Here is a 25349-nt window from a genome sequence, read left to right on the forward strand (position 1 = left end):
AGTTCCCGGGTCCGGAAGGTCGACCGCAGCCGTCGCGTCCCCGTCAGTCGTGCTGCTCGAAGCGGGCCCGCTCCTCGCGGGCGACGGCGGTGCCGTACTCCCCGACGAGCGACCGGTAGGCGCCCCCGAGCGCGCGCATGCACTGTCGGGTGGAGACGAACCCCAGTTCGTCGGCCACCGACTCCCAGGGGCGGGCCTGCAACACCTTCCCGACGAGCAGCCGTTCCTCCCTGGCGGAGAGGCCGGCGGACCCCTCGAGGAGATGTGCGAGCGCGAGCCGTCGGAACGGTCGCGGGGCCGCGCCGTACGCGCCGGGGCCGAACGAGGCGCCGACCACGACGCGCCACTCGTACTCCGAGAGGTCGAGCAGGGGCTCGGGGTCCGCCTCGCAGGCCCGGAGCGCCCCCCGGATCACGTCCGGGTCAACGTCGCGCAGCGCGTCCGAGAGCGCGTCGCCCACGCGGTCACGGAACCGCGCGGCGTTCCGGTCGTGGAGTTCGCGGCCGGCCCGGCTCGTCGGCCCGAGCATCACCGCCGAGTGCTCGCCGCTGGCGTCGTTGCGCGTCGTCGCGAGGTGGACGGTCCGGTAGCCGTTCCGCCGCCAGAACCGGAGGAGCTCCGGCGTCGCGCCGAACCCCGTGCCGAAGTAGTCCGCCCGATCGCAGAGTTCCCTGTGGACCTCCTCGAGCAGTCGCGACCCGAGCCCCTCGTCGCGGACCGCGTGGTGGGTGGCGATGCGCATCACCCGGTAGCCGACCGGCTCCGCCGCGTCCTCGTCCCGAAGTTGGCTGGTCAACACGTCGGGGATCATGTTCCCCCGGACGCGTGCTCCCTCGTACATCGACGCCCGGGTGTCCGCGTCGAGCCCGCCCTCGCGCGCGAGCAGCGCGACCGAGACGACGTGCCCCTCGTGGGCGAGCGCTCGGAGCGAGAGGTTCGGGGCGTCGAGCAGCCTTGCGAGGTCGTCGGGTTCGGTCCGGTAGTGCGCGAGCACGAGCAGGCCGAACGCCTCGCCAAGCTGGCGCTCGTCGTCGGCCAGTTCCCCCGCGTCGACGACGCGATAGCGCGTCGACTCGGGCGTCGCGTCTGCGACCGCGTCAGCGACCGCCGGGCGCGCGTCGAGCATGAGCGCGTGGAACGCCCACGCCTCGACCGGGTCGCCGGCCGCGTAGCGGATGGGGTCCTCGAGCCGGACCTCCCGCACGTCGCGGTCGGCCTCCCGTAACCGGTCCCGAAACCGGACCGAGAACCCGCGTCCGGCCCCCTCGTAGCCGTGGACCGTCGTGACGAACGCGACCGCGGACGCCGCGAGGAACCGTTCGAGCAGTCGGACCGGCAGCGCGGCCGCCTCGTCCACCACGACGACGTCGGCCTCGGCCGCGACCGCCGCGGCGTCCGCCGGGGATTCGTACCCGACGCGACCGCCGGCGGTCGATTCGAGCGAGCCGTCGTCCGCGCCGTCGAGCGCGTCCTCCCCCTCCAGCAGTTCCCGTGCCCGGTCGAACAGGGCGTCCGTGCCCCGGGCGTCCGCCGCGGTGACGAGCACGTCGCGCCCCTCCAGGGCGAGCGCCCCGGCGGCGAGGCCGGCGGCGCTCGATTTCCCCCGGCCCCTGTCGGCCTCCAGTACGACGGCGTTCCCGGGGTGACGGAGCCGCTCGAGCGCCCGCACGGCGCGCGACTGGTCCCGGGTGAGACACGACGCGTAGGCCGATTCGGCGAAGGCGTGCTTCGCGGGCACGGTCGGTTCCGGCGACTGTCGAGGCGCGCTCCCGTCCGTCAACCCGTCGCGTTCCAGTACGCCGGCGTCCGCGTCGTAGACGGCGACGCCGGGGTGTCGCCGGAGCGTCCGAACGAGTCGGGTCCGGAACCGTCCCGTCACGTCCGCCACGGTGAACGGCGGGACGGCGAGCGACTCGTCGAAGTCGTCGCGGCGGTCCGACCACTCCCCGAGCGGCGGCGCGAGCAGGACGTAGAGCCCGCCGCCGTCGACCGCGCCGACCGACTGGCCGACGGCGTTCGCGGAGAACTCCTCGAAGGCGTCGAGGACGACGGCGTCCCTGGTGGTTCCCAGGAGGCGATCGGCGTGCTTCGGCCGCAGGCGGTCGTACCTTAACCCCTCGCGGGTGGTGAGCAGCGTGGCGTCCTCGGCGTCGACCGCGGCCGCGTCGAGGGCGTCGTAGGCGGCGTCGAGACACGAGTCCCGGTCGCCGTGGACGACGAGGAGCCGTCGCTGGTCGGTCTCCCGAGCCTCCTCCAGGAGGGCGACCACGGCGTCCCGGAACGGCATGCTCGCCCGTAGTCGGTTCGAGCGGATGGTTCTTTCCGTCCGCGGCGACGGCGAGGGTCGATTCCCGCCGACGACCGGACGCCGCGGGCGGGGTGGCGTCGCCGGGTGGTTTAATTAGATGGACTTTCATGAGGTAGGTAGGATGGCCATCGATCCGAGCTTCGAGGAGAACCGCGAGGTCGCGGAGGAACACGAGGGGCACGAGGTGTGGGGGCCCGTCGAGGAGCCCGAGACGCTCGGCATCCACGGCACCCACGTCGCCGTCGACTTCGACATCTGCCTCGGCGACGGCGCGTGCATCGACGACTGCCCGGTCGACGTGTTCGAGTGGGTGGACACGCCGGGCCACCCCGAGAGCGAACTGAAGGCGGACCCCGCCAACGAGGACCAGTGTATCGACTGCATGATCTGCGTCGACGTCTGCCCCGTGGACGCCATCGACGTGGACGCGGGCCGGGCCGGACGGCACTGAGGTCCAGGTCGACCCGCTCCGGCGCGCGGTCACGCTCGCGCCGCGGGCCCGAGTCGCACGGGGGCCCGTCGGTCCCGGTCAGCCGCGGTCCCCCAGCGGCGCCTCCGCGTCGCTCCGGGGAAGGCTCGGCTCTCAGCGGAGCAACAGTTATTAATTTTCGTTAGGAAACACCGGACGACGAGTGTTTCCAATGCACACGGTAGTTCTGACGAAGGGCGTTCCCGACTTCCGCGAGGGGAAGGTGTCGTTCGACGAGGACGGCCACCTCGAGCGGGGGAACACCCCGACGACGATGAATCCGAACGACGAACACGCCCTGCGGGCGGCGTTACAGACGCGCGTCCGGCACGGCGGCCGGGTGGACGTGATGAGCATGGGGCCGCCGGGCTACACGAGCGTGCTCCGGGAGGCGATGGAGTCCGTCTACGCGGACGACCTGTTCCTGATCTCGGACAAGCAGTTCGCCGCGGCCGACACCTGGGCGACGGCCATCACGCTGGCCACGGCGATCCAGCACCTCGGGGAGCCGAGCCTGATCTTCGCGGGGTTCAAGACCGCCGACGGGGAGACGGGCCACACCGGGCCCCAGACGTGCTGGTGTCTGGACATGCCCCTCATCACCCACGTCGTCGCGCTCGACGTGGACGAGGAGGCCGAACGGGTCCGCGCGAAGCGGCTCGTGGAGGGCGACGTCTCCGAGATCGAGACCGTCGAGGCGCCGCTGCCGGCGTTCGTCGTCGCCGACCCCGAGTTCGAGCCGTCCTACCGCACGGCCCGACACCGGCTGGAACGAAAGCGGCTGCGAGCCGAGGCCCGGGAGCGAGCCGAGACCGCCGAGGAGGAGGTGACGTTCTGGGACCACGCCGAGCTGAACCTCGACCCCGACTACGTCGGGCTGGACGGCTCTCCGACCATCGTCGAGTCGGTCGACCCCATCCCGAAGGCGCCGTCCGAACGCGAGGCGACGGTGGTGGACCCCGGCGACCCGGAGGCGATGGGGGAGGTCGTGGACGAACTCGCACCGTTCGCGGGGGGTGACTGACCGTGCCCCCGTTCGACCCCGCCGACTACGACGTGTCGGAGCTCGGTCCGAAGGTCCAGGGCATCGAGGGCGCGGCGGAGCTCGAGGAACTGCTGGCGGCCGAGGAGGACGGCGAGAACCGCGCCCCCGTCCTCACCGTCATCCGGAGCCGCATCGACAAGCTCTCCGAGGACGAGGACGCGGGCGACGCCGAACTCGACCTCGCGGGGATGAGCGCCGCGGACGTGGGCAACGCCCTGCAGGACGTCGACGACGTGGACCGCCTGCGGGACGTCCTCGACCGCGAGCGGTCGGGCGAGGACCGCGACTCGGTCGTCCGCCTGATCGAGCGGCGCATCGACTCGCTGGAGGGCGGCGGCGAGGACGGTGAGGCCGAGGAGACCGAGCCGGAGACCCCGGAGGAACGCCACCCGGACCTCGACCACCCGACCGCGGACAAGCGCTACGTGAAGGCGCTCGCGGACGGCACCTACGGCGACATGTGGGTGTACTGCGAGACGCAGGCGGGCGACCTGCTGGACGTGTCCCGCGAGATGCTCGGCCACGCCCGGACGATGATGGACGGCTACAACGACCGGTACCTGGACGACGATGCGGACCCCGAACGGGTGGTCGCGGTGCTCATCGGCTCCGACGTGCGGGGCCACGCCGACGAGTGCATCGAACTCGGCGCCGACGTGGTCGTTTACCACGAGGACGAGCGACTGGAACGCTTCAGACACAAGCCCTACACCGAGGTGTTCGCGGACATGGCCCGCTGGGGCGCCGACCCGCCCTCGCGCGACGAGGGTGAAGGCCGCGAGGGCGAGTCCGCCGACTGGCGTGAGTACGACGAACCCCGCTACACCCTGTATCCGGCGACGAACAACGGCCGCGACCTCTCGGCGCTGGTCCAGGGCGAACTCGACTCGGGGCTCGCCTCGGACTGTTCCGGGCTGTTCATCGAGAACACCGTCATCTCGAACCCGGTGAAGACCGGCAGCGCCGGGTCGAACCGGACGTTCGAGCGCGTGCTCCACATGAAGCGCCCGGACTTCTCGGGGTTCGAGTACTCGACCATCCTCTGTCTCGACAACCCGAACCGGGAGTTCCACCCGCAAGGCGCCTCGGTCATCCCGGGGAGCTTCGACCTCCCCGAACCCGACCCGGATCGCGAGGGGCTGGTCGTCGAGCACGACGCCGACCTCGAGGACGACTGGTTCCGCGTCGACGTGACGGAGTTCGACCGGCTCTCGGCCGGCGTCGACCTCACGGGCCACGACGTCGTCGTCGCCGTCGGGCGGGGCATCGGCGCGGATCCGACGCGCGGCATCGAACTGGCGGTCGAACTCGCCGACGCCTTCGAGGACGCCGACGTGGGCGTCTCGCGGGGCATCGTCACCGGTTCGTACAACTTCGACGGACACGTCGAGCAGTACACCCGGGAGGAGCGCCAGATCGGGGAGACTGGGCAGGTCGTCGAACCGAAGATCTACGTCGCGGCGGGCATCTCCGGGGCGGTCCAGCACAAGGTCGGCTGCGACGAGTCGGACACCATCGTCGCGGTCAACACGGACCCGGAGGCACGCATCCGCGACTGGTCGGACTACTTCATCGAGGGGGACCTGTTCGAGGTGCTCCCGGAACTGACGGCCGCGGTGAAGGCCGGCGAACTGGGCGTGGCCGCCGACGGCGGGGCCACGCCGGCGGGCGACGCCGACGGCGAACGGGAGAGTGATGACGATGAGTGACACACGGAACGCCGACACGGACGGGGGAACCGACGCGACGACCGGAACCGACGCCGAGCGCTTCGAGGCCGTCGTCGTCGGGGCCGGCCCCGGCGGCGCGGCCGCGGCGGCCGTCCTCGCGGACAACGGCGTCGAGACGCTCGTGCTCGAGCGGGGCGTCGAGGCGGGGTCGAAGAACGTCTCAGGCGGGCTCATCTACGCCGGGAAGTCGGCCGCCTACACCGCCGACGACCTGTTCCCAGGCTTCCGCGAGGAGGCGACCGAGCGCCCCGTCACCCGGAACTACATGGACAACGTCGCCGGCGACGAAGTCCACACGATCGACCTGAAGCGGGTTCACGAACACGACACGGCGTGGGTCGACTCGGTGCTCCGGCGTCGGATGGACTCCTGGCTCGCCGAGCGCGTCCACGAGCGGACCGCCGAGGCCGGCGGTGGCCTCCTCACCGACGTCCGCGTGAACGGACTCCTCTGGGAGGACGGCGAGGCGGTGGGCGTCACCTGCGACAAACTCGACCCCATCCGCGCGGACGTGGTCATCGCGGCCGACGGCGTCAACAGCGAACTCGCGCGGGCGGCCGGGCTGATGGACTGGGAGGAGCCCGACGAGTGGTTCCAGGGGGTGAAAGCCGTCGTCGACGTCGAACCCGACGTCATCGCCGATCGGTTCGACGTCGCCGAGGACGAGGGCGTCGCGAGGCTGTTCGGCGGCGACCTGTTCGACGGCGTCCGGGGCGGCGGGTTCCTCTACACGAACCGCGACTCGCTGTCGATCGGGACCGTCTTCCACCTCGACAGCCTCGCGGAGGAGCGCGCCGAACCGCACGAACTCCTCGACGGCCTCCTCACCCACCCGCACCTGGGCCAGTGGCTGCCCGACGAGTACAGCGAGCGGGAGTACTCGGCGAAACTGGTCCCCGACTCGAAGAAGGTCGCGCACGGCTCGCCCCACCGCGACAGGATGCTGCTGGTCGGCGACGCCGCCGGCCAGATGCAGGCGCAGGGCCCCATCATCAAGGGGATGAACCACGCGGTCAACGCGGGCGGGCTGGCGGCCGAGGCGTACGTCGAGGCGAAGTCGCGCAACGCTCCCCACAGCGCGGGGGAGCTGTACGCGAGCAAGCTCCGCGAGGAGGGCGTGATGGACGAGCTCCGGCCGACGCGCTACGAGGTGACCCGGCGGCTGAGCGAGTCCGACGCCGTCACGAACGTGCTGGACTCGGTCGCGCGTTCGTCGGTCGGTCGGTTCGGCCTCCGGGCGACCGGCGGGCTGGCCGCTCGCCTGTTCAACTCGCCGTTCGTCCTCGGCATGATCCCCGACACTCGCACCTCCTACGTGACCGTCCCGACGGTGCTCGCGGAGGAACTGGGCGAGCGGGCGACGGGCGCGAACGACGCCGACCCGCCGACCCTCGAGGAGCGCATCGGCGAACTCACCTACGACACCGACGTCGGCAACCCGCACATCGAACTGGTGGACGAGTCGTTCGAGGCGAGCGGGGTCGCCGTCACGGCCTGCCCGGTGAGCGCCGAGGGGTTCGGCGGGGGCTGCTACCGCGAGGAGACCGTCCGCGTGAACGGGGGCGAGGAGCGCGTCGTGAGCCTCGACACCCAGCCCTGCGTGGAGTGCGGGACGTGCGCGGTCGTCGCCGACACCGAGTGGACCCACCCGCGTGGCGGCAAGGGCGTCGCCTTCGACGAGGGATGAGCGATCCGGGGGAGCCTCCGGCGCCGGGTACCCGACGGCCCTCGGGGGAGCGCCCGGGCGGGACGGATGGTCCGGCCTCGATCGAACGGCTCTCGACCGAGGCTCGGCGGGCGCGGGAGTCCGCGAATCCTCCGTCGGACCCGCCGGACGCCGACGTGGCCCTGGAGGCGGCCAGGGACGGTCTCGGCCCGGTCGTCGCCCGCTACGTCCGGGCCAGGACCGGGGACCAGGAACGGCTGTCGTCCGGACAGATGGACGGGCTCCACCGGGCCACGAACGACTGGCTCGCGGTGTACGCCCTCGGGTACGGGGTGGAGACGGACCCGGACGTGACCGTCCGCGAGGCCGCGGAACTGCTGGTGGAGACGCACGACATCGTCGCCACGGCGGGGCTTCTGACGGGCGTCCCGGACGGCTGAGGCGCCTGCAGCACGTAGAATTAAGTGGTGCTAATTGTTATCAACGTTCATGGAACTCACCGACCGACTCTCCTTCAGCCACGACGACAGGAAGGACCTGTACCAGTACGTCGAGCAGCACGGGACGGTCCGGGAGGACGCCGCGCGACGGGCGCTCAACATGGACCCGACGGCGTTCGGCCACCACGTGACCGTGCTCCAGCGGGACGGCTACGTCCGGCGCGTGGACGGAAAGCTCACCGTCGCGTACGGCGAGGAGGAGAGTCGCGAGTACGAGTCGGACGGCGTGACCTACCTCATCAGGCAGGCCGGACAGGGCGACCTCTCCGGGCTCGTCGACGTCATCCGGCGCGTCGCCGGCGACGGGAGCTACATCGAGGCCGAGACGGTCGCGGACGTCGTCGAGACGGAGGAGGTCGTGCTCCGACACAACCAGCTCGGCTCCCGGCTGTTCTTCGTGGCCGTCGTCGACGACGAGGTGGTCGGGTGGGTCCACCTCGACCTCCCCGAGGCGGCGAAACTGAGCCACACCGCGGTGCTGACGGTGGGGCTCCTTTCCGAGTACCGCGGCAAGGGGATCGGCGAACGGCTCCTCGCCCGCGGTCAGGAGTGGGCGCGCGAACAGGGGTTCGAGAAGCTGTACAACAGCGTCCCGGCGACGAACGAGAACGCCATCGCGTTCCTCGAGGACCACGGCTGGGAGACGGAAGCGGTGCGTTCCGACCACTACCGGATCGACGAGGAGTACGTCGACGAGGTGATGATGGCGAAGCGGCTCGACTAAAGCCGCCCGCCGTCGGGGACGCTCGGCGTCAGTTCCACTCGCCGTCGGCGTCGACCAGCGGCTCCGCGACCACGCCCTCCCGCTGGACCAGCGCCCGACCGTGAGCCGTGCAGACGTTCCGATCGTCCGCCCATGGGACGTGGAGTCGAACCGACGCGGGCGCGCCGCAGTCCGGCTCGGAACACTCGACCATCGTTCCGCCCTTCTCGCGCGCGGCTAATCGGTGTGTCGGCGACGATGACCGGCTTTACACGTCGCCCCGACGACGGACGCCCGATGACGCTCCGGGACCTGACGCGGCCGGTCGAGGACGGGATGGCGACGTATCCGGGCGACCCGGCCGTCTCGGTGGCCGAACACGCGAGCATGGCGTCGGACGGCTACCGCGTGACGGCGCTCGAACTGGGGACTCACACCGGAACGCACGTGGACGCGCCGAGCCACGTCGAACCCGACGGCGCGACGCTGGGGGAGTTCGGGCCAGGCGCGTTCGAGTTCGACGCGCACGTCGTCGACGCGACGGGGCTCGACCCGCGCGAGGCCATCGGACCGGAGGCGGTTCCGGGAACGGACGCGGACCTCGTGCTGTTCCACACCGGATGGGAGGACCGCTGGGGGACCGACCGATACCGGGCGCACCCGTATCTCTCTCGGGCCGCCGCGGAGCGCTGTGCCGGCCGGGGGTTCGCGGTCGGACTGGACTGTTTCAGCCCCGACCCGACGCCGGGTTCGGACGGCGGGAACGGGTTCGAGGGGTACGGGGTGCCGGCCCACCGCGCGCTGCTCGGCGCGGGCCTGCTCGTCGTCGAGAACCTGATCGGACTCGGCGACCTTCCCGAGCGCTGCTCCGTGTCCGCGTACCCCCTGCGCGTCGACGCCGACGGGGCTCCGGCTCGGGTGGTCGCCGAGTTCGAGGGGTGAGGCGGGCCGGCGGACCCCGCGTCCGCCGGACGTCGACACGTTCGAGACCGAGCATCCGCCGTCGAGCGTCGGCCGCCCCGGATCGGCGATCGGCCGCAGAAAACGTGGCGCCGAAACCGTGTACTGCACTCACACGGACGGGATACATTGAAAGCGTTTATACGGCAACCCGGCCAACCGTGGAAGTACACCCTTCCCGGGGTCGTGAGCCTCTCCGTCGTCAGGGATCTACATCGGCGGGGAAGTCGAGCCGCCGGGAGGAGGAGACCAACCAATGTCAGTATACGTCGACTACGATGTACCCGCGGACCTCGCGGAGCGAAGCCTCGAAGCGCTCGAGGTCGCCCGCGACACAGGCACCGTCAAGAAGGGAACCAACGAGACGACCAAGGCCGTCGAGCGCGGCAACGCGCAGCTCGTCTACGTCGCCGAGGACGTCGAACCGGAGGAGATCGTGATGCACCTCCCCGAACTGTGCGAGGAGAAGGGGATCGCCTACGTCTTCATCGAGACCCAGGACGACGTCGGCCACGCGGCCGGCCTCGAGGTCGGCTCCGCGGCCGCCGCCATCACCGACGCCGGCGACGCCGAGGACGACGTCGGGGACATCACGGCCAAGGTCGAGGAACTCCGGTAACCGACCATGTCGGCTGAAGAACAAGAGAGCGGCTCGACGCCCGCCGAGGTCATCGAGGTCGTCGGCAAGACCGGGATGCACGGCGAGGCCATGCAGGTCAAGTGCCGCATCCGGGAGGGCGACAACCAGGGCCGCATCATCACGCGGAACGTTCTCGGTCCCGTGCAGGAGGGCGACGTCCTCCAGCTGCGCGAGACCCAGCGGGACGCGGACTCCATCGGAGGTCAGTAAACCAATGCCACAGCACCGAACCTGCGACTACTGCGGCGCGGACATCGAGCCCGGGACGGGCACGATGTTCGTCCACACGGACGGGAGCATCACGCACTTCTGCTCGGCGAAGTGCGAGAAGAACGCCGATCTCGGGCGCGAGGCCCGGGATCTGGAGTGGACCGAGGCGGGGAGGGAATGAGCCACCACGACGAGCGAACCTTCGTGATGGTCAAGCCCGACGGCGTCCAGCGCGGCCTCATCGGCGAGATCGTCTCCCGGTTCGAGGACCGCGGCCTGAAGCTCGTCGGCGGCAAGTTCATGCGCATCGACGAGGAGCTCGCCCACGAGCACTACGGCGAGCACGAGGGCAAGCCGTTCTTCGAGGGGCTCGTCGAGTTCATCACCTCCGGGCCGGTCTTCGCGATGGTCTGGGAGGGCGCGGACGCGACGCGGCAGGTCCGCTCCATGATGGGCGAGACCGACCCCGCCGAGTCGGCGCCGGGCACCATCCGGGGCGACCTCGGGCTCGACCTGGGCCAGAACGTCATCCACGGCTCGGACCACGAGGACGAGGGCGCCAACGAGCGCGAGATCGCGCTGTTCTTCGACGAGGACGAACTGGTCGACTGGGACCTCGGCACCGCGGAGTGGGTGTACGAGGACGCTGGCGATCACTAGTTAGCGAACGTTCTTCCGTCGTTTGCCGTTCTCGGATTCGTTGTGCTATCGCCGACAGCACCGCAGCTACTCCGGCGACGACCGCGGAAGCCCCCGCGGCTCTCGGCTCGGGGGCCTCGCTGCGCGCTTCGCGCTCGCTCCGTTCGCGCTCCAGCGCTTGCGTCGTCCACCGTCGCCGAGAGCCGCGGCCCCTTCCATTCCCACCCTGCCGGCTTCCCGACCGGGCGAAGCAGGCCCGACTACCGAACGCGCACGCCGTCGGTAGTCTACGGTGACGCTAGCCGGTTGACGGTCGACGGGATGCGGCGGGCGCACCGCGAGCGACCAGCGGGAGCGGGCCGCGCCCGCCGGGGAGGCGTGGGGAGCCCACGCGACGACCCGACCGTCCCACGGGGTGGGACTGAAAGGGGCCGGCTTCTCGGGGAAGGCGCGGACCGTCAAGCACCGCGGGAACGAGGCCGAAGGCCGAGTGACGAGGAGCGCGGCGGCCGCACCGAGCCGAGAAGCCGGGGCTTTCAAGTCATTGTCGACGCCCCCAGTCATCTCGCCTTGCATCGATCGTACTGACACACGTGGCTCCGGTATCGCAAGGGTCCAAGTCCCCCCGGACCCACCCACCACGCATGGTCACGTTCCTGGCCGGCGGCACCGGCACGCCGAAGCTACTGGAGGGTGCCGCCCCCGTCTTCGCCCCCGGGGACGCCACGGTCGTCGGCAACACCGGCGACGACGTAGAACTCGGCGGGCACCTCGTCTGCCCGGACCTCGACACGGTGCTTTTCGCGGGCGGCGACGTCCTCGACCGCGAGCGCTGGTGGGGGATCGCCGGCGACACGACCGAGACGCACGAGGAACTCTCGAGGCTTGCCGAGGCCGCCGGCCTCGATCCCGGCCCCCGCTACCTCGACGACGAGGCCCAGACCGCCGGGCGCGACGTCGCGCGCTGGCGACGGTTCTCGGCGGTCGCGGAGTTCATGGAGATCGGCGACCGCGACCGCGCGGTCCACCTCACGCGCACGTCGCTGCTCGACGAGGGGTACACGCTCACGGAGGTCACCCGGACCCTCGCGGACGCGTTCGGCCTCGAAGTGGACCTCGTCCCGATGAGCGACGACCCCGTGGCGAGCATCGTCCACACCGCCGAGGGCGAGATGCACTTCCAGGAGTTCTGGGTGGCGAACCGGGGGGAGCCGACCGTCGAGGGCGTGGAGTTCCGCGGCGCCGAGGCGGCCGACCCGTCCGAGCCCGCCCTGGATGCCCTCGCGGACGACGTGATCGTCGGCCCCTCGAACCCCGTCACCAGCATCGGGCCGATGCTCGCCGTCCCCGGCATCGAGGCGGCGCTGCGCGACACCCGGGTCGTCGCCGTCTCGCCGTTCGTGGGGGACCGGGCGTTCTCGGGGCCGGTCGCCGACCTCATGGAGGGGGTCGGCTACGACCCGAGCACCGCCGGCGTCGCCGAGGCGTACCCCTTCGCGGACGCCTTCGTCCTCGACGACGGGGACGGCACCGACCTCGATCGCCCGGTCGTCCGGACCGACACGCGGATCGACGACGAGGCCGACGCCGAGCGCGTCGCACGCGCCTGCCGGACGGCGCTGGAGGCGGTCCGATGAGCGATCCACCGACGTCCGGTCCGGCGGCGTCGGACCCGTCCGATCCGCCGTTCGAACCGCGCCTCGCGCTGGCGTCGCTCTCCGGCGAATCGGACCACGAGTGGGCCCGTGCCGGCGCCGAGCACGCGGGCGCGGCGTTCCTCGGCGGCGTCGCGCTGGACGGGGCGAGCAGGGACGCGGCGCGAGCGATGGTCGCCGACCGCGACCGGTCCGAGTTCCTCCCGCCGGACCCCCTGGCGTGGATGGACGACCAGCTACGTGCGCTCGGGGACGCGACGGTCGACGTCCGACCGGGCGTGAACGTCCGGAGCGCGACGGTCGAACCGGTCCGGGAGGCCGCCCGGATCTGTGCCGATCACGGCGCGGTGCTCGAGGTGAACGCCCACTGCCGACAGGAGGAACTGTGTGCCGCAGGCTGCGGAGAGACGCTCCTCCGCGACACCGAGCGGCTCGCCGAGTACGTCGCTGCCGCGGCCGATGCGGACGCGGCGGTGTCCGTCAAGGTGCGCGCCGAGGTGCCGGGCGTCGACCTGGCCGAGACCGCGGGGGCGATCGGGGCCGCCGGCGGGGACGCCGTCCACGTGGACGCGATGGACTCGGAGGGCGTCGTGGCGACGGTCGCCGACGCCGCACCCGACCTGTTCGTCGTCGCCAACAACGGGGTCAGGGACGAGCGGACCGTCAGGGAGTACCTGGCGTACGGGGCCGACGCGGTGAGCGTCGGCCGGCCGAGCGACGACCCGCGCGTGCTCCGACGGGTGCGGCGGGCGGTCGACGGGTGGTTCGTCGCCGACGGGGAGGGACGGGGGAAGCGACCGGAGTCGGAACGGGAGGGCCGGCCGTGACCGATCCAGCCGCGAACGCCGAACTGGCGCTCCTCCTCGAGGTCGCCGGGACGCCCAAGCCCGGCAACGTCGACCGACACCGCGACCTCGCGAACCTTCGTTTCGAGCACTTCCTCGCGGGCGCGGTCGGCGCACGCCCCGGACTCGACCTGGCGGCCGGCGGCGCGCCGGTGGGCGAGGCGTTCGAGACCGCCGTGGAGGGGATGAGCCGGCAGTCCGGCGGCAACACGCAGTTCGGCTGCCTGCTGCTGCTCGTCCCGCTCGTGAAGGCCGCTGCGGCGGGCGACCTCTCTCCGGACGGGGTCGCGGCCGTTCGAGACGCGACGACCGTCGAGGACGCGGCGGGCTTCTACCGCGCGTTCGAGCACGCCGACGTGGCGGTCGCCGACCCCCCGCAGGGGATGGACGCGCTCGACGTCCGGTGCGGCGTCGACGCGGTGCCCGTGCTCCGCGACCGCGACCTGACGCTGGCGGACGTGCTGGCCCGCTCGGAGGGCGACGCGAACGCCCGCGAGTGGCGGGAGGGCTTCCCGCGGACGTTCCGCGCGGCCGAGTCGATGCTGGCCGACGACGGACCGATGGCCGACCGCGCGGCGCGGGCGTTTCTCGACCTGCTGGCCGGATCGGAGGACACGCTCGTCCGGGTCCAGCACGGGCCCGAGGTGGCCCGGGAGGTCCGCGAGCGCGCCGCCGGGATCGAATCCACGGCCGAGGCGGAGGCGTGGGCCGACGAACTCGTCGAGCGCGGCGTCAACCCCGGAACGACGGCGGACCTCACCGCGGCCGCGCTGTTCGTCGCGCTCGAACGGGGGGCCGAGGTGTGACCGCCGACGGCGCCGCCGACTGGCCGGTCGACCTCCGCGGCGTCACCGAGTCGGTCGTCGCGACGCTCGGGCCGAACGATCTGTGGAACCTTGCGGCGCTGGGGCTTCACGCACCGACGGCCGATGGCGCCGACGCCGGTCGCTCCGACGGCGCGGAGGGGCTACCCGGGGCGGTCCGTGCGAGGACGTGGGGACGCACCCGCACCCGCCGCAACTTCGAGGCGCGGGGCGAGGGGGTCGTCCAGTTCGTGACCGACCCGCGCGACTTCGTCGACGCCGCGGCGACGGTCCGCGAGGAGCCGGACCCCGTGCTCGACTCGGCGGACGCGTGGGCCCGAGTCGCCGTCGAGCGGGTACGGAGCGGCTCCGAGGGCGACACCGAGTGGGTCGACTGGCACCTCCGGCCGACGGAGGCGGCCGTCGAGCACACGGGCGTTCGAACCATCAACCGCGGCTTCGGCGCCGTGGTGGAGGCGACCGTCGCCGCCTCCCGGCTGGACGTGCCGGGGTACGAGTCGTCCGCGTTGGTGGATCGACTCGCGTGCCTCGAGTCCGTCGTGGACCGGTGCGGCGGCGCCCCCGAGCGCGAGGCGTTCGAGCGCCTCTCGAAGGTCACCGGCTGGCGTGACCGTCGGTGAGCGTTTCGAACGCTTTTAGTCGTCGTTGCCCGAACGTCCCGGCATGCCGATCAAACCCAAGTACGTCAAACAGCTCGCGACCATGCTGCTCGAGGAGTATCCCCAGTCGTTCAACCGGGACTTCGAGACGAACAAGGAGAGCGTGACCGCGCTCACCAACGTGGAGTCGAAGGCGGTGCGGAACCGCATCGCGGGCTACATCACGCGCAAGAAGTCGAGCGCGGCCGCACAGGCGGCGTAGTTCGGCACGCGGTTCTCCGTTCGATCTCGAACCGGTAGCGACGGCTCCGCGGGCTGGTTCCAGGGGGGCAACGGAGGACCGACACCTTCAACGAGGAGGCGCCCTCCGAACCGGTATGTCAGGACTCGCGGACCGGGTCGGGGTCTCCCCGATCCGCGCGTATCTCGGCGCGGTCGGCGCGGGGGTGCTCGCGCTCGTGCTCGGTTCGACACTGTTCCCCCGTACGGTCTACGACGGCTTCGTCTGGCAGTACTTCTGGGGGCCCGTGCAGGCGGACGCGAACGACGCCTCCTGTGCGGTCCGCGCCGGCGGCGAGACGACGTACCTGCACAACGCCGCGGAGTGCCAGTCGGCGGCCGGCATCACCGCCTACCCCGGTTACACCCTCGTCTCGGAGGCCGGATACGTCGTCGTTCTGCTGGTGGCGCTCTCGGGGCTGGTGCTCATGCTCCGCGAGTTCGACCTCGGCGGCGACGTCGAGTTCTTCTACGCACTCGTCCCGTTCTTCCTCTTCGGCGGGGCGCTCCGCGTCCTCGAGGACGCCGACAACGCGCTGGGCGACACGCTGTTCCCGTACCCCTGGGACACCCTGCTCATCTCCCCCATCATCTACTTCACCGTCTTCCTGCTCACGCTCGCCGCCCTCGCTGCCGCCGTCCTGCTCGTCCGCGAGGGCGTCGTCTCCGACCAGTACCGGGTCATCCTGTGGACCGGTGTCGGCCTGAACGTCCTCACGATCGGCCCCCTCCTCGCGCTCGGACTGGGCGGCGTCGGCCCGGTGACGTTCCACCCGCAGGTGTTGCTCGCCGTCTCGCTGGTGACGGTCGTCGCGACGGCCCTGACGTGGTATCTCACGATGGCGGTCGTCCCCTGGATCCACCACGGGACGGGTGCCGCCGGCGTGGTCGTCATCGGCGCCCACGCGCTCGACGGGGCGGCGAACGTCGTCGGCCTCGACTACATGACGGCGCTCGGCGCCGGCCCGAACCTCGTCCCCAAGCACCCGGTCAACCAGTTCATCGTCGACACGGCCGGCGCCGCGTGGCCGTTCCTCCCCGTGAAACTGGTCGCCGCCGTCGCGGTGCTCGCCATCTTCGACGAAAAGCTGTTCGAGGACTCGCCGCGGTACGCCGTCCTCCTGCTCGTCGCGGTCACGGCCGTCGGGATGGGGCCCGGGACGCGCGACGTGCTTCGGGCGACGTTCGGCGTCTAGAACGGAAGATCGGAGCGGCGTGTTCCCGGCCGGACGAGTGCTGGTTTCCGGTCGGCTACTCCAGGACGATGAGCGCGTCGCCCATGTCCACGCTGTCTCCCTCTTCGACGAGCACCTGCGAGACGACCCCGCCGCGGTCGGCGACGACGTCGTTCTCCATCTTCATCGCCTCCAGCACGCAGACGACGTCGCCGGCCGCCACCTCGTCGCCCTCGGACACGTCGACCGAGAGGATGGTCCCCTGCATATCGGCTGCCACCGTCTCGCCGTCGCCCTCGACGACGACCTCCTCGTCGTCCCCCTGGGCGACGTCGGGCCGTTCCATCCGGCCGGACCCCCGTCCGCCCGACGGGTTCGGGATGGCCGGGGCGCCCCGCTCCTCGAGGCTGACCTCGAACCGCTTGCCGTTGACCTCGACGGTGAAGTCCCGTTCGGTGGTCTCCCCGCCCTCGGCGGCCGACCCGCCCTCGGTCCCCCACTTCTCCTGTGCCTCCGCGATCCGGCCCTCGTCGAGTTCCTCGTCGAGGTACTTCGTGGTGTGGGTCCCCGCCAGGAAGCGTTCGTCCTCCAACATCAGGCGGTGGAACGGAATCACGGTCACGACGCCCTCGAGGTCGTACTCGGCGAGCGCCCGCTTTGAGCGGGCGACGCACTCCTCGCGGTCGGCGCCCCAGACGATCAGCTTCGCGATCATCGAGTCGTAGTCGGTGACGAGGTCGTCGCCCTGCCGTAGCGCGTCGTCCAGCCGGACGCCGATGCCGCCGGGGGGGTCGTACGTCTCGAGCGACCCGCCCGTGGCCGGCGCGAAGCCGTCCGCGGCGTTCTCCGCGTTGATGCGGAACTCCATCGCGTGCCCGTCCAGTTCGACCTCCTCCTGGGAGAACGCGAGCTCCTCGCCCGCGGCCACCCGTAGCTGTTCCTTCACGACGTCGATGCCCGTCAGCTCCTCCGTGACGGTGTGTTCGACCTGGATGCGGGTGTTCACCTCGAGGAAGTAGAAGTTCGTGTCGGCGTCCAGGGGGTCCCCGGCGTCGCGGTCGGGGTTCTCCTCGACGAGGAACTCAACGGTGCCCGCGTTCGTGTACTCGGCCGCGCGGACGCCCTCGCGGGCGGCCTCGCCGATGTTCTCCCGGAGTTCCTCCGAGAGCGCGGGCGAGGGACCCTCCTCGATTACCTTCTGGTGGCGGCGCTGGAGCGAGCAGTCGCGCTCGCCGAGGTGTCGCACGTTGCCGTGGTGGTCCGCGAGGATCTGAACCTCGACGTGACGGGGGGTCTCCAGATAGCGCTCCAGGTACACCGAGTCGTTCGAGAAGTACGCCTCCCCCTCCCGCTTGGCGGACTCGAACTGCTCGTCGGCCTCCTCGGCCGACTCGACGACCTTCATGCCGCGGCCGCCGCCCCCGCCCTCGGCCTTGATGGCGACCGGATAGCCGTGTTCGTCGCCGAACGCCCGGACCTCCTCGGCCGACTCCGCCGGGTCGGTCGTCCCGGGGACGATGGGGACGCCGGCCTCCCGCATCACCTTCCGGGCCTCCGTCTTCTCGCCGAGCGTCTCCATCGCGTCGCTGGACGGGCCGACCCAGGTGATGCCCTCGGTCGCCTCCACCTTCGCAGCGAAGTCGGCGTTCTCGGCCAGGAAGCCGTAGCCCGGGTGGATTGCGTCCGCGCCCGCGCGTTGGGCCGCGTCGACGACCGCCTCCTGGTCGAGGTACGAGTCCGCGGCGCGCGCGGGACCGACGTTGTACGCCTCGTCGGCGTAGCGGACGTGGCCCGAGTGCTTGTCCGCCTCGGAGTAGACGGCGACGGTGTCGATGCCGAGTTCCTCGCAGGCTCGCATCACGCGGACGGCGATCTCGCCCCGGTTGGCGACGAGCACCTTGTCGAATTCGGTCATTCTTGCGATGGCCTTCCCCCGGCCGTCTACTCAAACCGTCGGTTCGTCGCGGGTCCACACGGGGGGTCCCCCTGTCACGCCCCCTCCAGGGCCCGGGTGACCAGCGATCGCTCGGCCTTCCGGAGGTGTGCACTCACGGTCGCCTCGCTGAGGCCGAGCGCGTCCGCGACGTCCGCCAGCGCCCCCTGGCGAGGAACCTCGTAGTAGCCCATTTCGTCCGCGGCCGCCAGGACCTCGCGCTGGCGGGCCGTGAGGTCGGCCCCGCCCGTCCCGAGCCGTCGGTCCAGGTCGCCGACGCGGTGGACGGTCGTCCGTACCGACCCCGGAAGTTCCGCGAGCATCGCGCGGAGGTCCCCGGCCCGGCCGACGACGGTCAGCCGCATCCGGGCGTCGGCGTCGTACACGACCGGGTAGGTGACGACGAGGTTCCGCTCGGCGAAGGCGGTCCGCCAGGCGCGGTCCGCCTCCCGCGTCCGCTGCTCGACGTACACGTAGAAGCGCTCCCCGTCGACGGCGGCCGTCTCCCAGTCGCGCACCGACCCGACGTCGTCGATGGCGACCCGGTAGGCGTCGAGGTCACCGTGGACGAGAAACAACGCGTACTCGACGTCCGCCGACCCGTGCAGGTGCCACGCGAGCAGTTCCTCCCGCAGTATCTCGTCCGTCGACGCGAGGAACTCCTGCATCGGGTGGCGCATCCGTCCGGGCAGGTCGAACGTGACCTCGAGCGAGCGCACCGGCGGTGGTTCGGGGCAATACTTAAAGAAACTAACTCCTTCGTGCCAACGACGAGGGGGCCGCACCGTCGAATTCCGACCATGGAACAGCAGGACGCGACCCTCGACGGGACGGACGCCGGGCGTGCCGGCGCGGCCCCCGACGACCTTCCGCTGCCGCCGGGCCCGGACGGACTTCCCCTGGTCGACAACACGTTCCAGTTCCTCGACGACGTCTGGGCGTTCTACGACGCGCTCGCCGAGCACGGCGACGTCGTCTCCTATGGCGTCGGCGGCTACGACTTCGTGACGCTGCTCCACCCGGAACACGTCGAGCGCGTCCTCGTGGGCGAGCCCGACCGGTTCCGGAAGGGCGACATCCAGCGCCAGTCGGGCATCGAGTTCCTCGAACGGGGGCTGCTGCTCTCGGAAGGGGAGGCGTGGCGGCGGCAGCGCGGGACGCTCCAGCCGATGTTCTACAGGGAGCGCGTGGAGTCGTTCGGCGAACCGATGGTCGAGGAGGCGGTCGCGGCGGTCGGGTCGTGGGACGACGGGGCGGTGCTGGAGCCGCAGTCGGCGTTCTCGGAGCTCACCCTCCGAATCCTCGCCCGGACGCTCGTCGGGGCTGACTTCGGCGAGGAGTACGGGGTCGTCCGGGAGGCGGCCGAGGCCATCCAGGCGAAGTCGGACGCGGGCGCGCTGTCGTCGTTCCTCCCCCACTGGCTCCCGGCGCCGCGGAACCGCCGCTTTCGCGGCGCGACCGCCGCGTTCGACGACCTCGTCGGGGGGCTCATCCAGGAGCGGCGCGATACGGGGGGAGACGAGCATGCTGACCTCCTCTCGACGCTGGTGGCCGCCGGCGAGGCGCCCGACGGCCCCTCGGAGAAGGAGATGCGGGACCAGCTGATGACGTTCCTGTTCGCCGGCCACGAGACGTCCTCGCTCGCGCTCACGTACGTCGTGTACGCGCTCACTCAGCATCCGGAGGTCGCCGAGGGGCTCCGCGAGGAAGTCGACGGCGCGCTCGACGGCTCGACCCCGACCGTCGGGGTCCTCCCTGACCTGACCTACACGGAGCGGGTGATTCGGGAGACGCTCCGGCTGTACCCGCCGGCGTACGTCATGTTCCGGCGCACGACCGAGGACGTCGCCTTCGGCGGCTACCGCGTCCCGGCCGGCACGGAGCTCACGCTCCCGGCGTTCCGGCTCCACACGGACCCGCGATTCTGGGACGACCCCGAAGCCTTCGACCCGTCCCGCTGGGAGGGGTCCCGAGAGGACGTCCCCGAGTACGCCTACTTCCCGTTCGGGGGTGGCCCGCGTCACTGCATCGGGATGCGGTTCGCGATGCTCGAACTGAAGCTGCTGCTGGCGACGGTAGTCCAGCGCGCGCGGTTCGACCTCGTCTCGGACCCCGACCTCGCGTTCGAGCCGGCGGCGACGCTCCAGCCGCGGGACCCGATCCGCGTCCGCGTCAGGCACCGCTAGAACTGGCCGGCACCGCTGGAAGCGTCGCCCGCCGCTAGAACCGGTCCGTGCGCCCCGCCGCCGTCCAGGCGTCCGTTGGCGCGCCGTCCGGGACGCGCTCGACCCGGCCCTGGAGCGACCGCGTTCGGCCGGCGAACGCCCATCGCTTGCCGTCCCACGTCTCCTCGCCGGCCGCGGCCGCCTCGGCCGCCGCCGCTTCCCGGTCGCGGAGGTGGGCGCCGACCGCGGCCGCGATGGCGGCGGCCTCGTCGTCGTCGGCCGAGTCGGGGACGGAGAGTCGTTCGGGGTCCATCGCCATCAGATGGGGATGTTGCCGTGTTTCTTCTCGGGCAGCGAGTCGCGCTTGGACCGGAGCATCTCCAGGTCCGCGATCAGCCGCGGGCGCGTCTTCGGCGGCTCGAGCACGTCGTCGAGGAACCCTTCGTCGGCGGCCGTGTACGGGTTCGCGAACTCCTCGCGGTACTCATCGATGAGCGCCTCCCGGCGCTCGTCGGGGTCGTCCGCCTCCGCGAGCTCGTCCGAGTAGAGGATGTTGACCGCGCCCTGGGGCCCCATCACCGCGATCTCGGCGGACGGCCACGCGTAGTTCACGTCGCCGCCGATGTGCTTGGAGGCCATCACGTCGTAGGCGCCCCCGTACGCCTTGCGGGTGATCACCGTCAGGAGGGGCACGGTGGCCTCAGAGTAGGCGTACAGCAGTTTCGCGCCGTGCCGGATGATGCCGCCGTGCTCCTGGTCTGTGCCGGGCATGAAGCCGGGCACGTCGACGAACGTCACGATGGGGACGTTGAACGCGTCACAGAACCGGACGAACCGGGCCGCCTTCTCGCTCGCCTCGATGTCGAGGGTGCCGGCGTTCACCCTCGGCTGGTTCGCCACGACGCCGACGCTGTGGCCGTCGAGTCGGGCGAAGCCGGTGACGATGTTCTTCGCGAACGTCTCGTGGGTCTCGAAGAAGGAGCCCTCGTCGAGGACGCTGTCGATCACGTTCGTCATGTCGTACGGTTTCCGGGGCTCGTCGGGCACGATGGAGTTCAGCTCCTCGTCCTCGCGCTCGGGGTCGTCCCACGGGTCGACGCGCGGCGGGTCCTCGACGTTGTTCTGCGGGAGGTACGACAGCAGCCGGCGCATGTCGTCCAACGCGTCCTCCTCGGAGTCCTCCGCGAAGTGTGCGACCCCCGAGGTCGACGCGTGGGTCGTCGCGCCGCCCAGTTCCTCGAAGCTCACCTCCTCGCCCGTGACGGTCTTGATGACCTCCGGGCCGGTGATGAACATGTGGCTGGTGTCTTTCACCATGAAGACGAAGTCCGTGATGGCCGGGGAGTACACCGCGCCGCCCGCGCACGGACCCATGATCGCCGACAGCTGCGGGATGACGCCGGACGCCTCCGTGTTCCTGCGGAAGATCTCGGCGTAGCCGGCGAGCGAGCCGACGCCCTCCTGGATGCGGGCGCCCGCCGAGTCGTTGAGCCCGACGAACGGCGCACCGACGTCCATCGCCTTGTCCATCACCTTGCAGACCTTCTCGGCGAACACCTCGCCGAGCGACCCCCCGAAGACGGTGAAGTCGTGCGCGAAGACGAACGTCTTCCGCCCGTTCACCTCGCCGTACCCCGTGACGACGCCGTCCCCGTAGATCCGTTGTTCCTCCATCCCGAACGCGTGGGTGTCGTGGGTCCGGAACTGGTCGAACTCGTGGAAGGTGCCGTCGTCGAGGAAGTAGTCGATGCGCTCGCGCGCCGTCATCTTCCCCTTCTCGTGTTGGCGCTCGATCCGGTCCTCGCCGCCGCCGAGCAGCGCCTCCTCGCGCTTCTCCCGGAGCTCCTCGATGCGCTCGTCCATCGTCACGGCGGACCACCCTTCGTGGACATTCGTTGGCGGGATTCTCGGTCAGCCGCTCCAAAAGGGTTCCGTAACGGAAATTCGGGTGCGAGCGTGGGTCCGGCGGGGGATCAGTCGGTCGCCCCGGCCGCGAACGACTCGATCGCACCCCACGACAGGTCCGCCCGCGCGCCGACACAGCGCGACGCGATGGCGCCGCAGGCGTTCGCGACCGAGAGCGCCGCCTCGTACCCCTCGCCGTCGGCCCGCGCGGCGAGGAAGCCGGCGGCGAAGGCGTCGCCCGCACCGGTCGTGTCCAGCGGGTCGATGTCGAACCCCTCGTGAACGTACGTGCGTCCGTCCGCCCTGAGTTCGGCGCCCGCGGCGCCGCGGGTGATGACCAGTTCCGCCCCGTCGGCGAGAGCGTCCAGGCCGGCGCCGTTCGTCAGCGCGGTCGCCTCGCGCCTGTTGAGGAACACCAGGTCGGCGAGCGGGAGCGTCCTCGAGAAGTCCCGGTCCGCGAACCGGCGGCCGGGCGAGAAGCTGACCCGCACCCCCTCCTCGCCGGCCCTGCGCGCCAGCGCGGCGGCCACGTCCGGGGGCTGGTTCGTCAGGTGCAGGAGGTCGACGTCGAGCACGCCCGCCGGGAGGTCGGACGCCTCGAACGCCTCGTTCTTCCCCCGGTTCGAGAGCATCATCACCTCCCCGTCGCCGTCGACGACGAGGTACTTCACCGCCGTCGCGCCGTCGGCCTCGACGAGGTGCGTCTCGACGCCGGCCTCGGTCAGTTCCCGCCGGGCGAGCCGGCCGGACTCGTCGCCCCCGACCGAACCGAACAGCGCGGCGTCGTGGTCGAGGCTCTCCACGTTGACGGCGACGTTCGCGGCGCTCCCGCCCCCGGCCTGGTGCTGCTCCTCGATGGTCACCTCGCCGTCGCGGGCGGGGAGCCGGTCGACGCGGAGGGTCACGTCCCAGTTGACGTGGCCCGCACAGAGCACCTGCATCTACGACGACTTCGCTCCGCCCTCGCTCCCGTCCCCGGCCAGCCCGTGCCGCGAACCCCCGGAACCCCCGGACTCCTCCCACGGACGCGCCGCCGACTCGCCGAACAGTTCCCGCATCAGCGTGACGACGCTCTCGGGCGGGAACTGGCCGCTCTCGGTGACGATGGCGTCGAGGTACCGCGGCGGGGTGACGTCGAACGCGGGGTTCTCGACGGTGAGATCGCCCAGTTCCGCGCGCTCGTCCGCGGAGATGACCTCCGCCTCCTCGCGCATCTCGATCTCGACGGTGTGGCCGGTGAGCGTGTCCGGGTGGAACTTGATGGTCTGGGCGGCGACCATGATGGGGACCCCCCGCTCGCGGGCGTTGACCGCGAGCCCGGACGTGCCGATCTTGTTGATGACGCTCCCGTCGGCGGCGATGGCGTCCGCGCCGACCACGACGTGGTCGACCTCGTCGAGGTACCGACGCGCCGCGGAGTCGACGATGAGCACCACCGGGACGCCCATCTCGCGGAGTTCGCGCGCCGTGATGTGGCCCTGTCGTCGCGGGCGCGTCTCCTTCACGATGGCCGAGATCTCCTTGCCCTGCTCCACGGCGGCGCGAACGCACGACAGCGCGTCCGTAGAGTGGCAGTGGGTCATGATGGTGTCGCCGTCCCGGAGCCTGTTGGCGCCGATCTCCCCCAGTTGCTCCTGTGCGGTGTCGAGCCGTTCCGCGAAGTCGGCGGCCGCGGTCGTCACGGTCGACTCGAGTTCCGGCACCGTCTCCCCCTCCATCCGCCCGAGGACGTACCGGAGGGAGTTCGGCAGCGAGACGGCCGTCGGGCGGGTTCCGTACAGTCGCCTGCCGGCCGCGCGCATCGTCCGCCCGAACGACTCGGGGTCGTCGGCGTCGACGGCGCGCGCCTGTGCGGCGAGCGCGTCCGCCGCAGCCGCGGCGATGGTCGCCGCGCCGCGCGTCTCCATCGTCGCGATGGCGTCCGCCGTCTCCTCGACGGATTCGTGGAGGTCGGGTTCGGCGGTCGTCGTCATTGGCGGGTGTAGGCCACCGGCGCTCTTGAGTGGTGGGGTCGATCGGCCCCGTAGCCGTCCCGTACGCCGGGGTCGGTCGACGAACCCGGGCCGACCGACGCCGAACGCACAACATACTGAAGGGCGTCTCCGTCCAGTATCGGTGTACGAACATGGAATTCGACCTCGACAGAGCCGACATGGGGATCCTCCACGTCCTCCAGACGGACGCGCGCAACGCCACGACCGAGTCCATCGGCGAGCGTGTCGGCCTCGCGTCGAGTACGGTCGCGACGCGCATCCGGAACCTGGAGGACAGCGGGGTGATCAAGGGGTACTCCCCGATCATCGACTACGAGAAGGCCGGATTCGACCAGCGCATCCTCCTGACGGGGACGATCCGGCCCGACGACTCCGGGCGGGTGCTGGAGGAGGCGAGCAACGTCGCGAACGTCATCTCGGTCAGGGAACTGATGACCGACGAGGAGAACGTCCACGTCGAGCTCGTCAGTCCCACCCAGGAGCGCGCGGAGTCGGTCGTCGACGAACTCAACGAGATCGGAGTCGACGTCGTCGAGACGAGGATCGTCAAGGGCGAACTCGAGCGGTCGTTCAACCACTTCGGGAACGAGTACGTCAGGGAGAAGTGATCCATCCGCAGCGACTACGGCGGAATAAATGGCTTTTCGGATGAGTTTCGACGGGGTACTAAAGTACCGTAGAGAGATATACAGTTCGCGTCACGTTTTAGGGCGTCCTAGCGCAATCTACGGGCGATGCCCATGTCTTGGAGATCCGACGACGACCGTGAGGCGATCATCCAGCGAATCGTCGACGAGGTCGCGAGAGCGACCGACACGCCGCCGATCGAACTCTCGCCGCCGCTGTACGACGTCGTCGACCCCGAAGCGTTGAGCGCGCTCACGGGAACCCACGCCGGCTCCGACCTCGAGGTCACCTTCCGATACAACGGGTGTCGGGTGGCGGTCGACGGCGCGGGACGCGTCGAGGCGTCCGTACGCGACGGGATCACGGCGTCCGACGTGCGCGCACCGGGGGAGGAGCGGTCCGCCGACGGTGCGGTCGCTCGGAACGACTGAGAGACGGAGTGAGCCGTCCACGCGCGACGGACGCCGAGACCCGTACC

Annotated in this window: 27 protein-coding genes and 1 pseudogene; 20 read left to right on the forward strand and 8 right to left on the reverse strand. The window is 71.1% G+C overall.

Going from position 1 to position 25349, the window contains the following annotated elements:
• Positions 1 to 43: 43 nt before the first annotated feature.
• Entirely contained in the window at positions 44 to 2287 is a 2244-nt protein-coding gene (tmcA, locus tag HUG12_RS13645; RefSeq protein WP_179269299.1) for a tRNA(Met) cytidine acetyltransferase TmcA, read from the reverse strand.
• 142 nt (positions 2288 to 2429) lie between these two features.
• Between tmcA and HUG12_RS13650 the strand changes: the two genes are divergently transcribed.
• The 6 genes from HUG12_RS13650 (at position 2430) to HUG12_RS13675 (ending at position 8442) form a co-directional block, all read left to right on the forward strand.
• On the forward strand, positions 2430 to 2759 hold the full coding sequence (locus tag HUG12_RS13650) for a 4Fe-4S dicluster domain-containing protein (RefSeq protein ID WP_179269300.1): 330 nt from the start codon (positions 2430 to 2432) through the stop codon (positions 2757 to 2759).
• A 190-nt stretch (positions 2760 to 2949) separates the two neighbouring features.
• Positions 2950 to 3801: an electron transfer flavoprotein subunit beta/FixA family protein gene (locus HUG12_RS13655; RefSeq protein ID WP_179269301.1), complete on the forward strand. Its 852-nt coding sequence runs from the start codon at positions 2950 to 2952 to the stop codon at positions 3799 to 3801.
• 2 nt (positions 3802 to 3803) lie between these two features.
• Entirely contained in the window at positions 3804 to 5531 is a 1728-nt protein-coding gene (locus HUG12_RS13660) for an electron transfer flavoprotein subunit alpha/FixB family protein (protein ID WP_179269302.1), read from the forward strand.
• Positions 5524 to 7239 (forward strand): FAD-dependent monooxygenase, encoded by a 1716-nt coding sequence (locus HUG12_RS13665; RefSeq protein WP_179269303.1) that lies wholly within the window; start codon positions 5524 to 5526, stop codon positions 7237 to 7239. The genes HUG12_RS13660 and HUG12_RS13665 overlap by 8 nt, the downstream gene beginning before the upstream one ends.
• Positions 7236 to 7658: a hypothetical protein gene (locus HUG12_RS13670; protein ID WP_218836320.1), complete on the forward strand. Its 423-nt coding sequence runs from the start codon at positions 7236 to 7238 to the stop codon at positions 7656 to 7658. Before HUG12_RS13665 ends, HUG12_RS13670 begins: the two co-directional genes overlap by 4 nt.
• 49 nt (positions 7659 to 7707) lie before the next feature.
• Entirely contained in the window at positions 7708 to 8442 is a 735-nt protein-coding gene (locus HUG12_RS13675) for a bifunctional helix-turn-helix transcriptional regulator/GNAT family N-acetyltransferase (RefSeq protein WP_179269304.1), read from the forward strand.
• 28 nt (positions 8443 to 8470) lie between these two features.
• Here the strand turns inward: HUG12_RS13675 and HUG12_RS13680 are convergent, their stop codons facing one another.
• Complete coding sequence (locus HUG12_RS13680; protein ID WP_179269305.1) at positions 8471 to 8635, reverse strand: hypothetical protein; 165 nt, start codon at positions 8633 to 8635, stop codon at positions 8471 to 8473.
• Between the two features lie 83 nt (positions 8636 to 8718).
• On the opposite strand from HUG12_RS13680, the gene HUG12_RS13685 reads away from it, so the two are divergent.
• From HUG12_RS13685 to HUG12_RS13735, 11 genes and pseudogenes are all read left to right on the forward strand, one after another.
• Entirely contained in the window at positions 8719 to 9363 is a 645-nt protein-coding gene (locus tag HUG12_RS13685) for a cyclase family protein (protein ID WP_179269306.1), read from the forward strand.
• Between the two features lie 274 nt (positions 9364 to 9637).
• Positions 9638 to 10000: a 50S ribosomal protein L7Ae gene (gene rpl7ae / locus HUG12_RS13690; protein ID WP_179269307.1), complete on the forward strand. Its 363-nt coding sequence runs from the start codon at positions 9638 to 9640 to the stop codon at positions 9998 to 10000.
• 6 nt (positions 10001 to 10006) lie between these two features.
• Positions 10007 to 10231 carry a 30S ribosomal protein S28e gene (locus HUG12_RS13695; protein ID WP_179269308.1) on the forward strand — a complete coding sequence of 75 codons (225 nt, stop codon included), beginning with the start codon at positions 10007 to 10009 and terminating at the stop codon, positions 10229 to 10231.
• A 4-nt stretch (positions 10232 to 10235) separates the two neighbouring features.
• Positions 10236 to 10406 (forward strand): annotated as a pseudogene (locus tag HUG12_RS13700) (50S ribosomal protein L24e); the annotation flags it as partial.
• A 2-nt stretch (positions 10407 to 10408) separates the two neighbouring features.
• Positions 10409 to 10891, forward strand: a complete 483-nt coding sequence (gene ndk / locus HUG12_RS13705; RefSeq protein WP_179269310.1) for a nucleoside-diphosphate kinase — start codon at positions 10409 to 10411, stop codon at positions 10889 to 10891.
• A gap of 623 nt (positions 10892 to 11514) precedes the next feature.
• Positions 11515 to 12507 (forward strand): 2-phospho-L-lactate transferase, encoded by a 993-nt coding sequence (gene cofD, locus HUG12_RS13710; protein WP_179269311.1) that lies wholly within the window; start codon positions 11515 to 11517, stop codon positions 12505 to 12507.
• Positions 12504 to 13352 carry a tRNA-dihydrouridine synthase gene (locus HUG12_RS13715; RefSeq protein WP_179269312.1) on the forward strand — a complete coding sequence of 283 codons (849 nt, stop codon included), beginning with the start codon at positions 12504 to 12506 and terminating at the stop codon, positions 13350 to 13352. The genes cofD and HUG12_RS13715 overlap by 4 nt, the downstream gene beginning before the upstream one ends.
• Complete coding sequence (locus tag HUG12_RS13720; protein ID WP_179269313.1) at positions 13349 to 14176, forward strand: triphosphoribosyl-dephospho-CoA synthase; 828 nt, start codon at positions 13349 to 13351, stop codon at positions 14174 to 14176. The genes HUG12_RS13715 and HUG12_RS13720 overlap by 4 nt, the downstream gene beginning before the upstream one ends.
• Positions 14173 to 14814, forward strand: a complete 642-nt coding sequence (locus HUG12_RS13725) for a DUF447 domain-containing protein (protein WP_179269314.1) — start codon at positions 14173 to 14175, stop codon at positions 14812 to 14814. Before HUG12_RS13720 ends, HUG12_RS13725 begins: the two co-directional genes overlap by 4 nt.
• Positions 14815 to 14857: 43 nt before the next feature.
• Positions 14858 to 15055 carry a 30S ribosomal protein S17e gene (locus tag HUG12_RS13730; RefSeq protein WP_179269315.1) on the forward strand — a complete coding sequence of 66 codons (198 nt, stop codon included), beginning with the start codon at positions 14858 to 14860 and terminating at the stop codon, positions 15053 to 15055.
• A 115-nt stretch (positions 15056 to 15170) separates the two neighbouring features.
• Complete coding sequence (locus HUG12_RS13735; protein ID WP_179269316.1) at positions 15171 to 16268, forward strand: DUF63 family protein; 1098 nt, start codon at positions 15171 to 15173, stop codon at positions 16266 to 16268.
• Between the two features lie 55 nt (positions 16269 to 16323).
• On the opposite strand, the gene HUG12_RS13740 is transcribed toward HUG12_RS13735, so the two are convergent.
• A complete protein-coding gene (locus HUG12_RS13740) occupies positions 16324 to 18162 on the reverse strand; it encodes an acetyl-CoA carboxylase biotin carboxylase subunit (RefSeq protein WP_179269317.1) in 1839 nt (612 codons plus the stop codon).
• Between the two features lie 74 nt (positions 18163 to 18236).
• Positions 18237 to 18899, reverse strand: a complete 663-nt coding sequence (locus tag HUG12_RS13745) for a helix-turn-helix domain-containing protein (RefSeq protein WP_218836321.1) — start codon at positions 18897 to 18899, stop codon at positions 18237 to 18239.
• An 81-nt stretch (positions 18900 to 18980) separates the two neighbouring features.
• Between HUG12_RS13745 and HUG12_RS13750 the strand changes: the two genes are divergently transcribed.
• Complete coding sequence (locus HUG12_RS13750; protein ID WP_179269318.1) at positions 18981 to 20366, forward strand: cytochrome P450; 1386 nt, start codon at positions 18981 to 18983, stop codon at positions 20364 to 20366.
• Positions 20367 to 20400: 34 nt separating this feature from the next.
• On the opposite strand, the gene HUG12_RS13755 is transcribed toward HUG12_RS13750, so the two are convergent.
• The 4 genes from HUG12_RS13755 to HUG12_RS13770 form a co-directional block, all read right to left on the reverse strand.
• Positions 20401 to 20664 carry an acc operon protein gene (locus HUG12_RS13755; RefSeq protein WP_179269319.1) on the reverse strand — a complete coding sequence of 88 codons (264 nt, stop codon included), beginning with the start codon at positions 20662 to 20664 and terminating at the stop codon, positions 20401 to 20403.
• Positions 20664 to 22208 carry an acyl-CoA carboxylase subunit beta gene (locus tag HUG12_RS13760; protein WP_179269320.1) on the reverse strand — a complete coding sequence of 515 codons (1545 nt, stop codon included), beginning with the start codon at positions 22206 to 22208 and terminating at the stop codon, positions 20664 to 20666. Before HUG12_RS13760 ends, HUG12_RS13755 begins: the two co-directional genes overlap by 1 nt.
• A gap of 110 nt (positions 22209 to 22318) precedes the next feature.
• A complete protein-coding gene (locus HUG12_RS13765) occupies positions 22319 to 23191 on the reverse strand; it encodes a carbohydrate kinase family protein (RefSeq protein WP_179269321.1) in 873 nt (290 codons plus the stop codon).
• Positions 23192 to 24223, reverse strand: a complete 1032-nt coding sequence (locus HUG12_RS13770; RefSeq protein WP_179269322.1) for a ribose 1,5-bisphosphate isomerase — start codon at positions 24221 to 24223, stop codon at positions 23192 to 23194.
• A gap of 152 nt (positions 24224 to 24375) precedes the next feature.
• On the opposite strand from HUG12_RS13770, the gene HUG12_RS13775 reads away from it, so the two are divergent.
• Together HUG12_RS13775 and HUG12_RS13780 are read left to right on the forward strand one after the other, a co-directional pair.
• Complete coding sequence (locus HUG12_RS13775; protein ID WP_179269323.1) at positions 24376 to 24852, forward strand: Lrp/AsnC family transcriptional regulator; 477 nt, start codon at positions 24376 to 24378, stop codon at positions 24850 to 24852.
• Positions 24853 to 24984: 132 nt separating this feature from the next.
• Positions 24985 to 25302: a HalOD1 output domain-containing protein gene (locus HUG12_RS13780; protein ID WP_246308054.1), complete on the forward strand. Its 318-nt coding sequence runs from the start codon at positions 24985 to 24987 to the stop codon at positions 25300 to 25302.
• Positions 25303 to 25349: the final 47 nt, after the last annotated feature.

The organism is Halorarum salinum, assembly GCF_013402875.1.
GTDB classification, from domain to species: Archaea; Halobacteriota; Halobacteria; order Halobacteriales; family Haloferacaceae; genus Halorarum; species Halorarum salinum.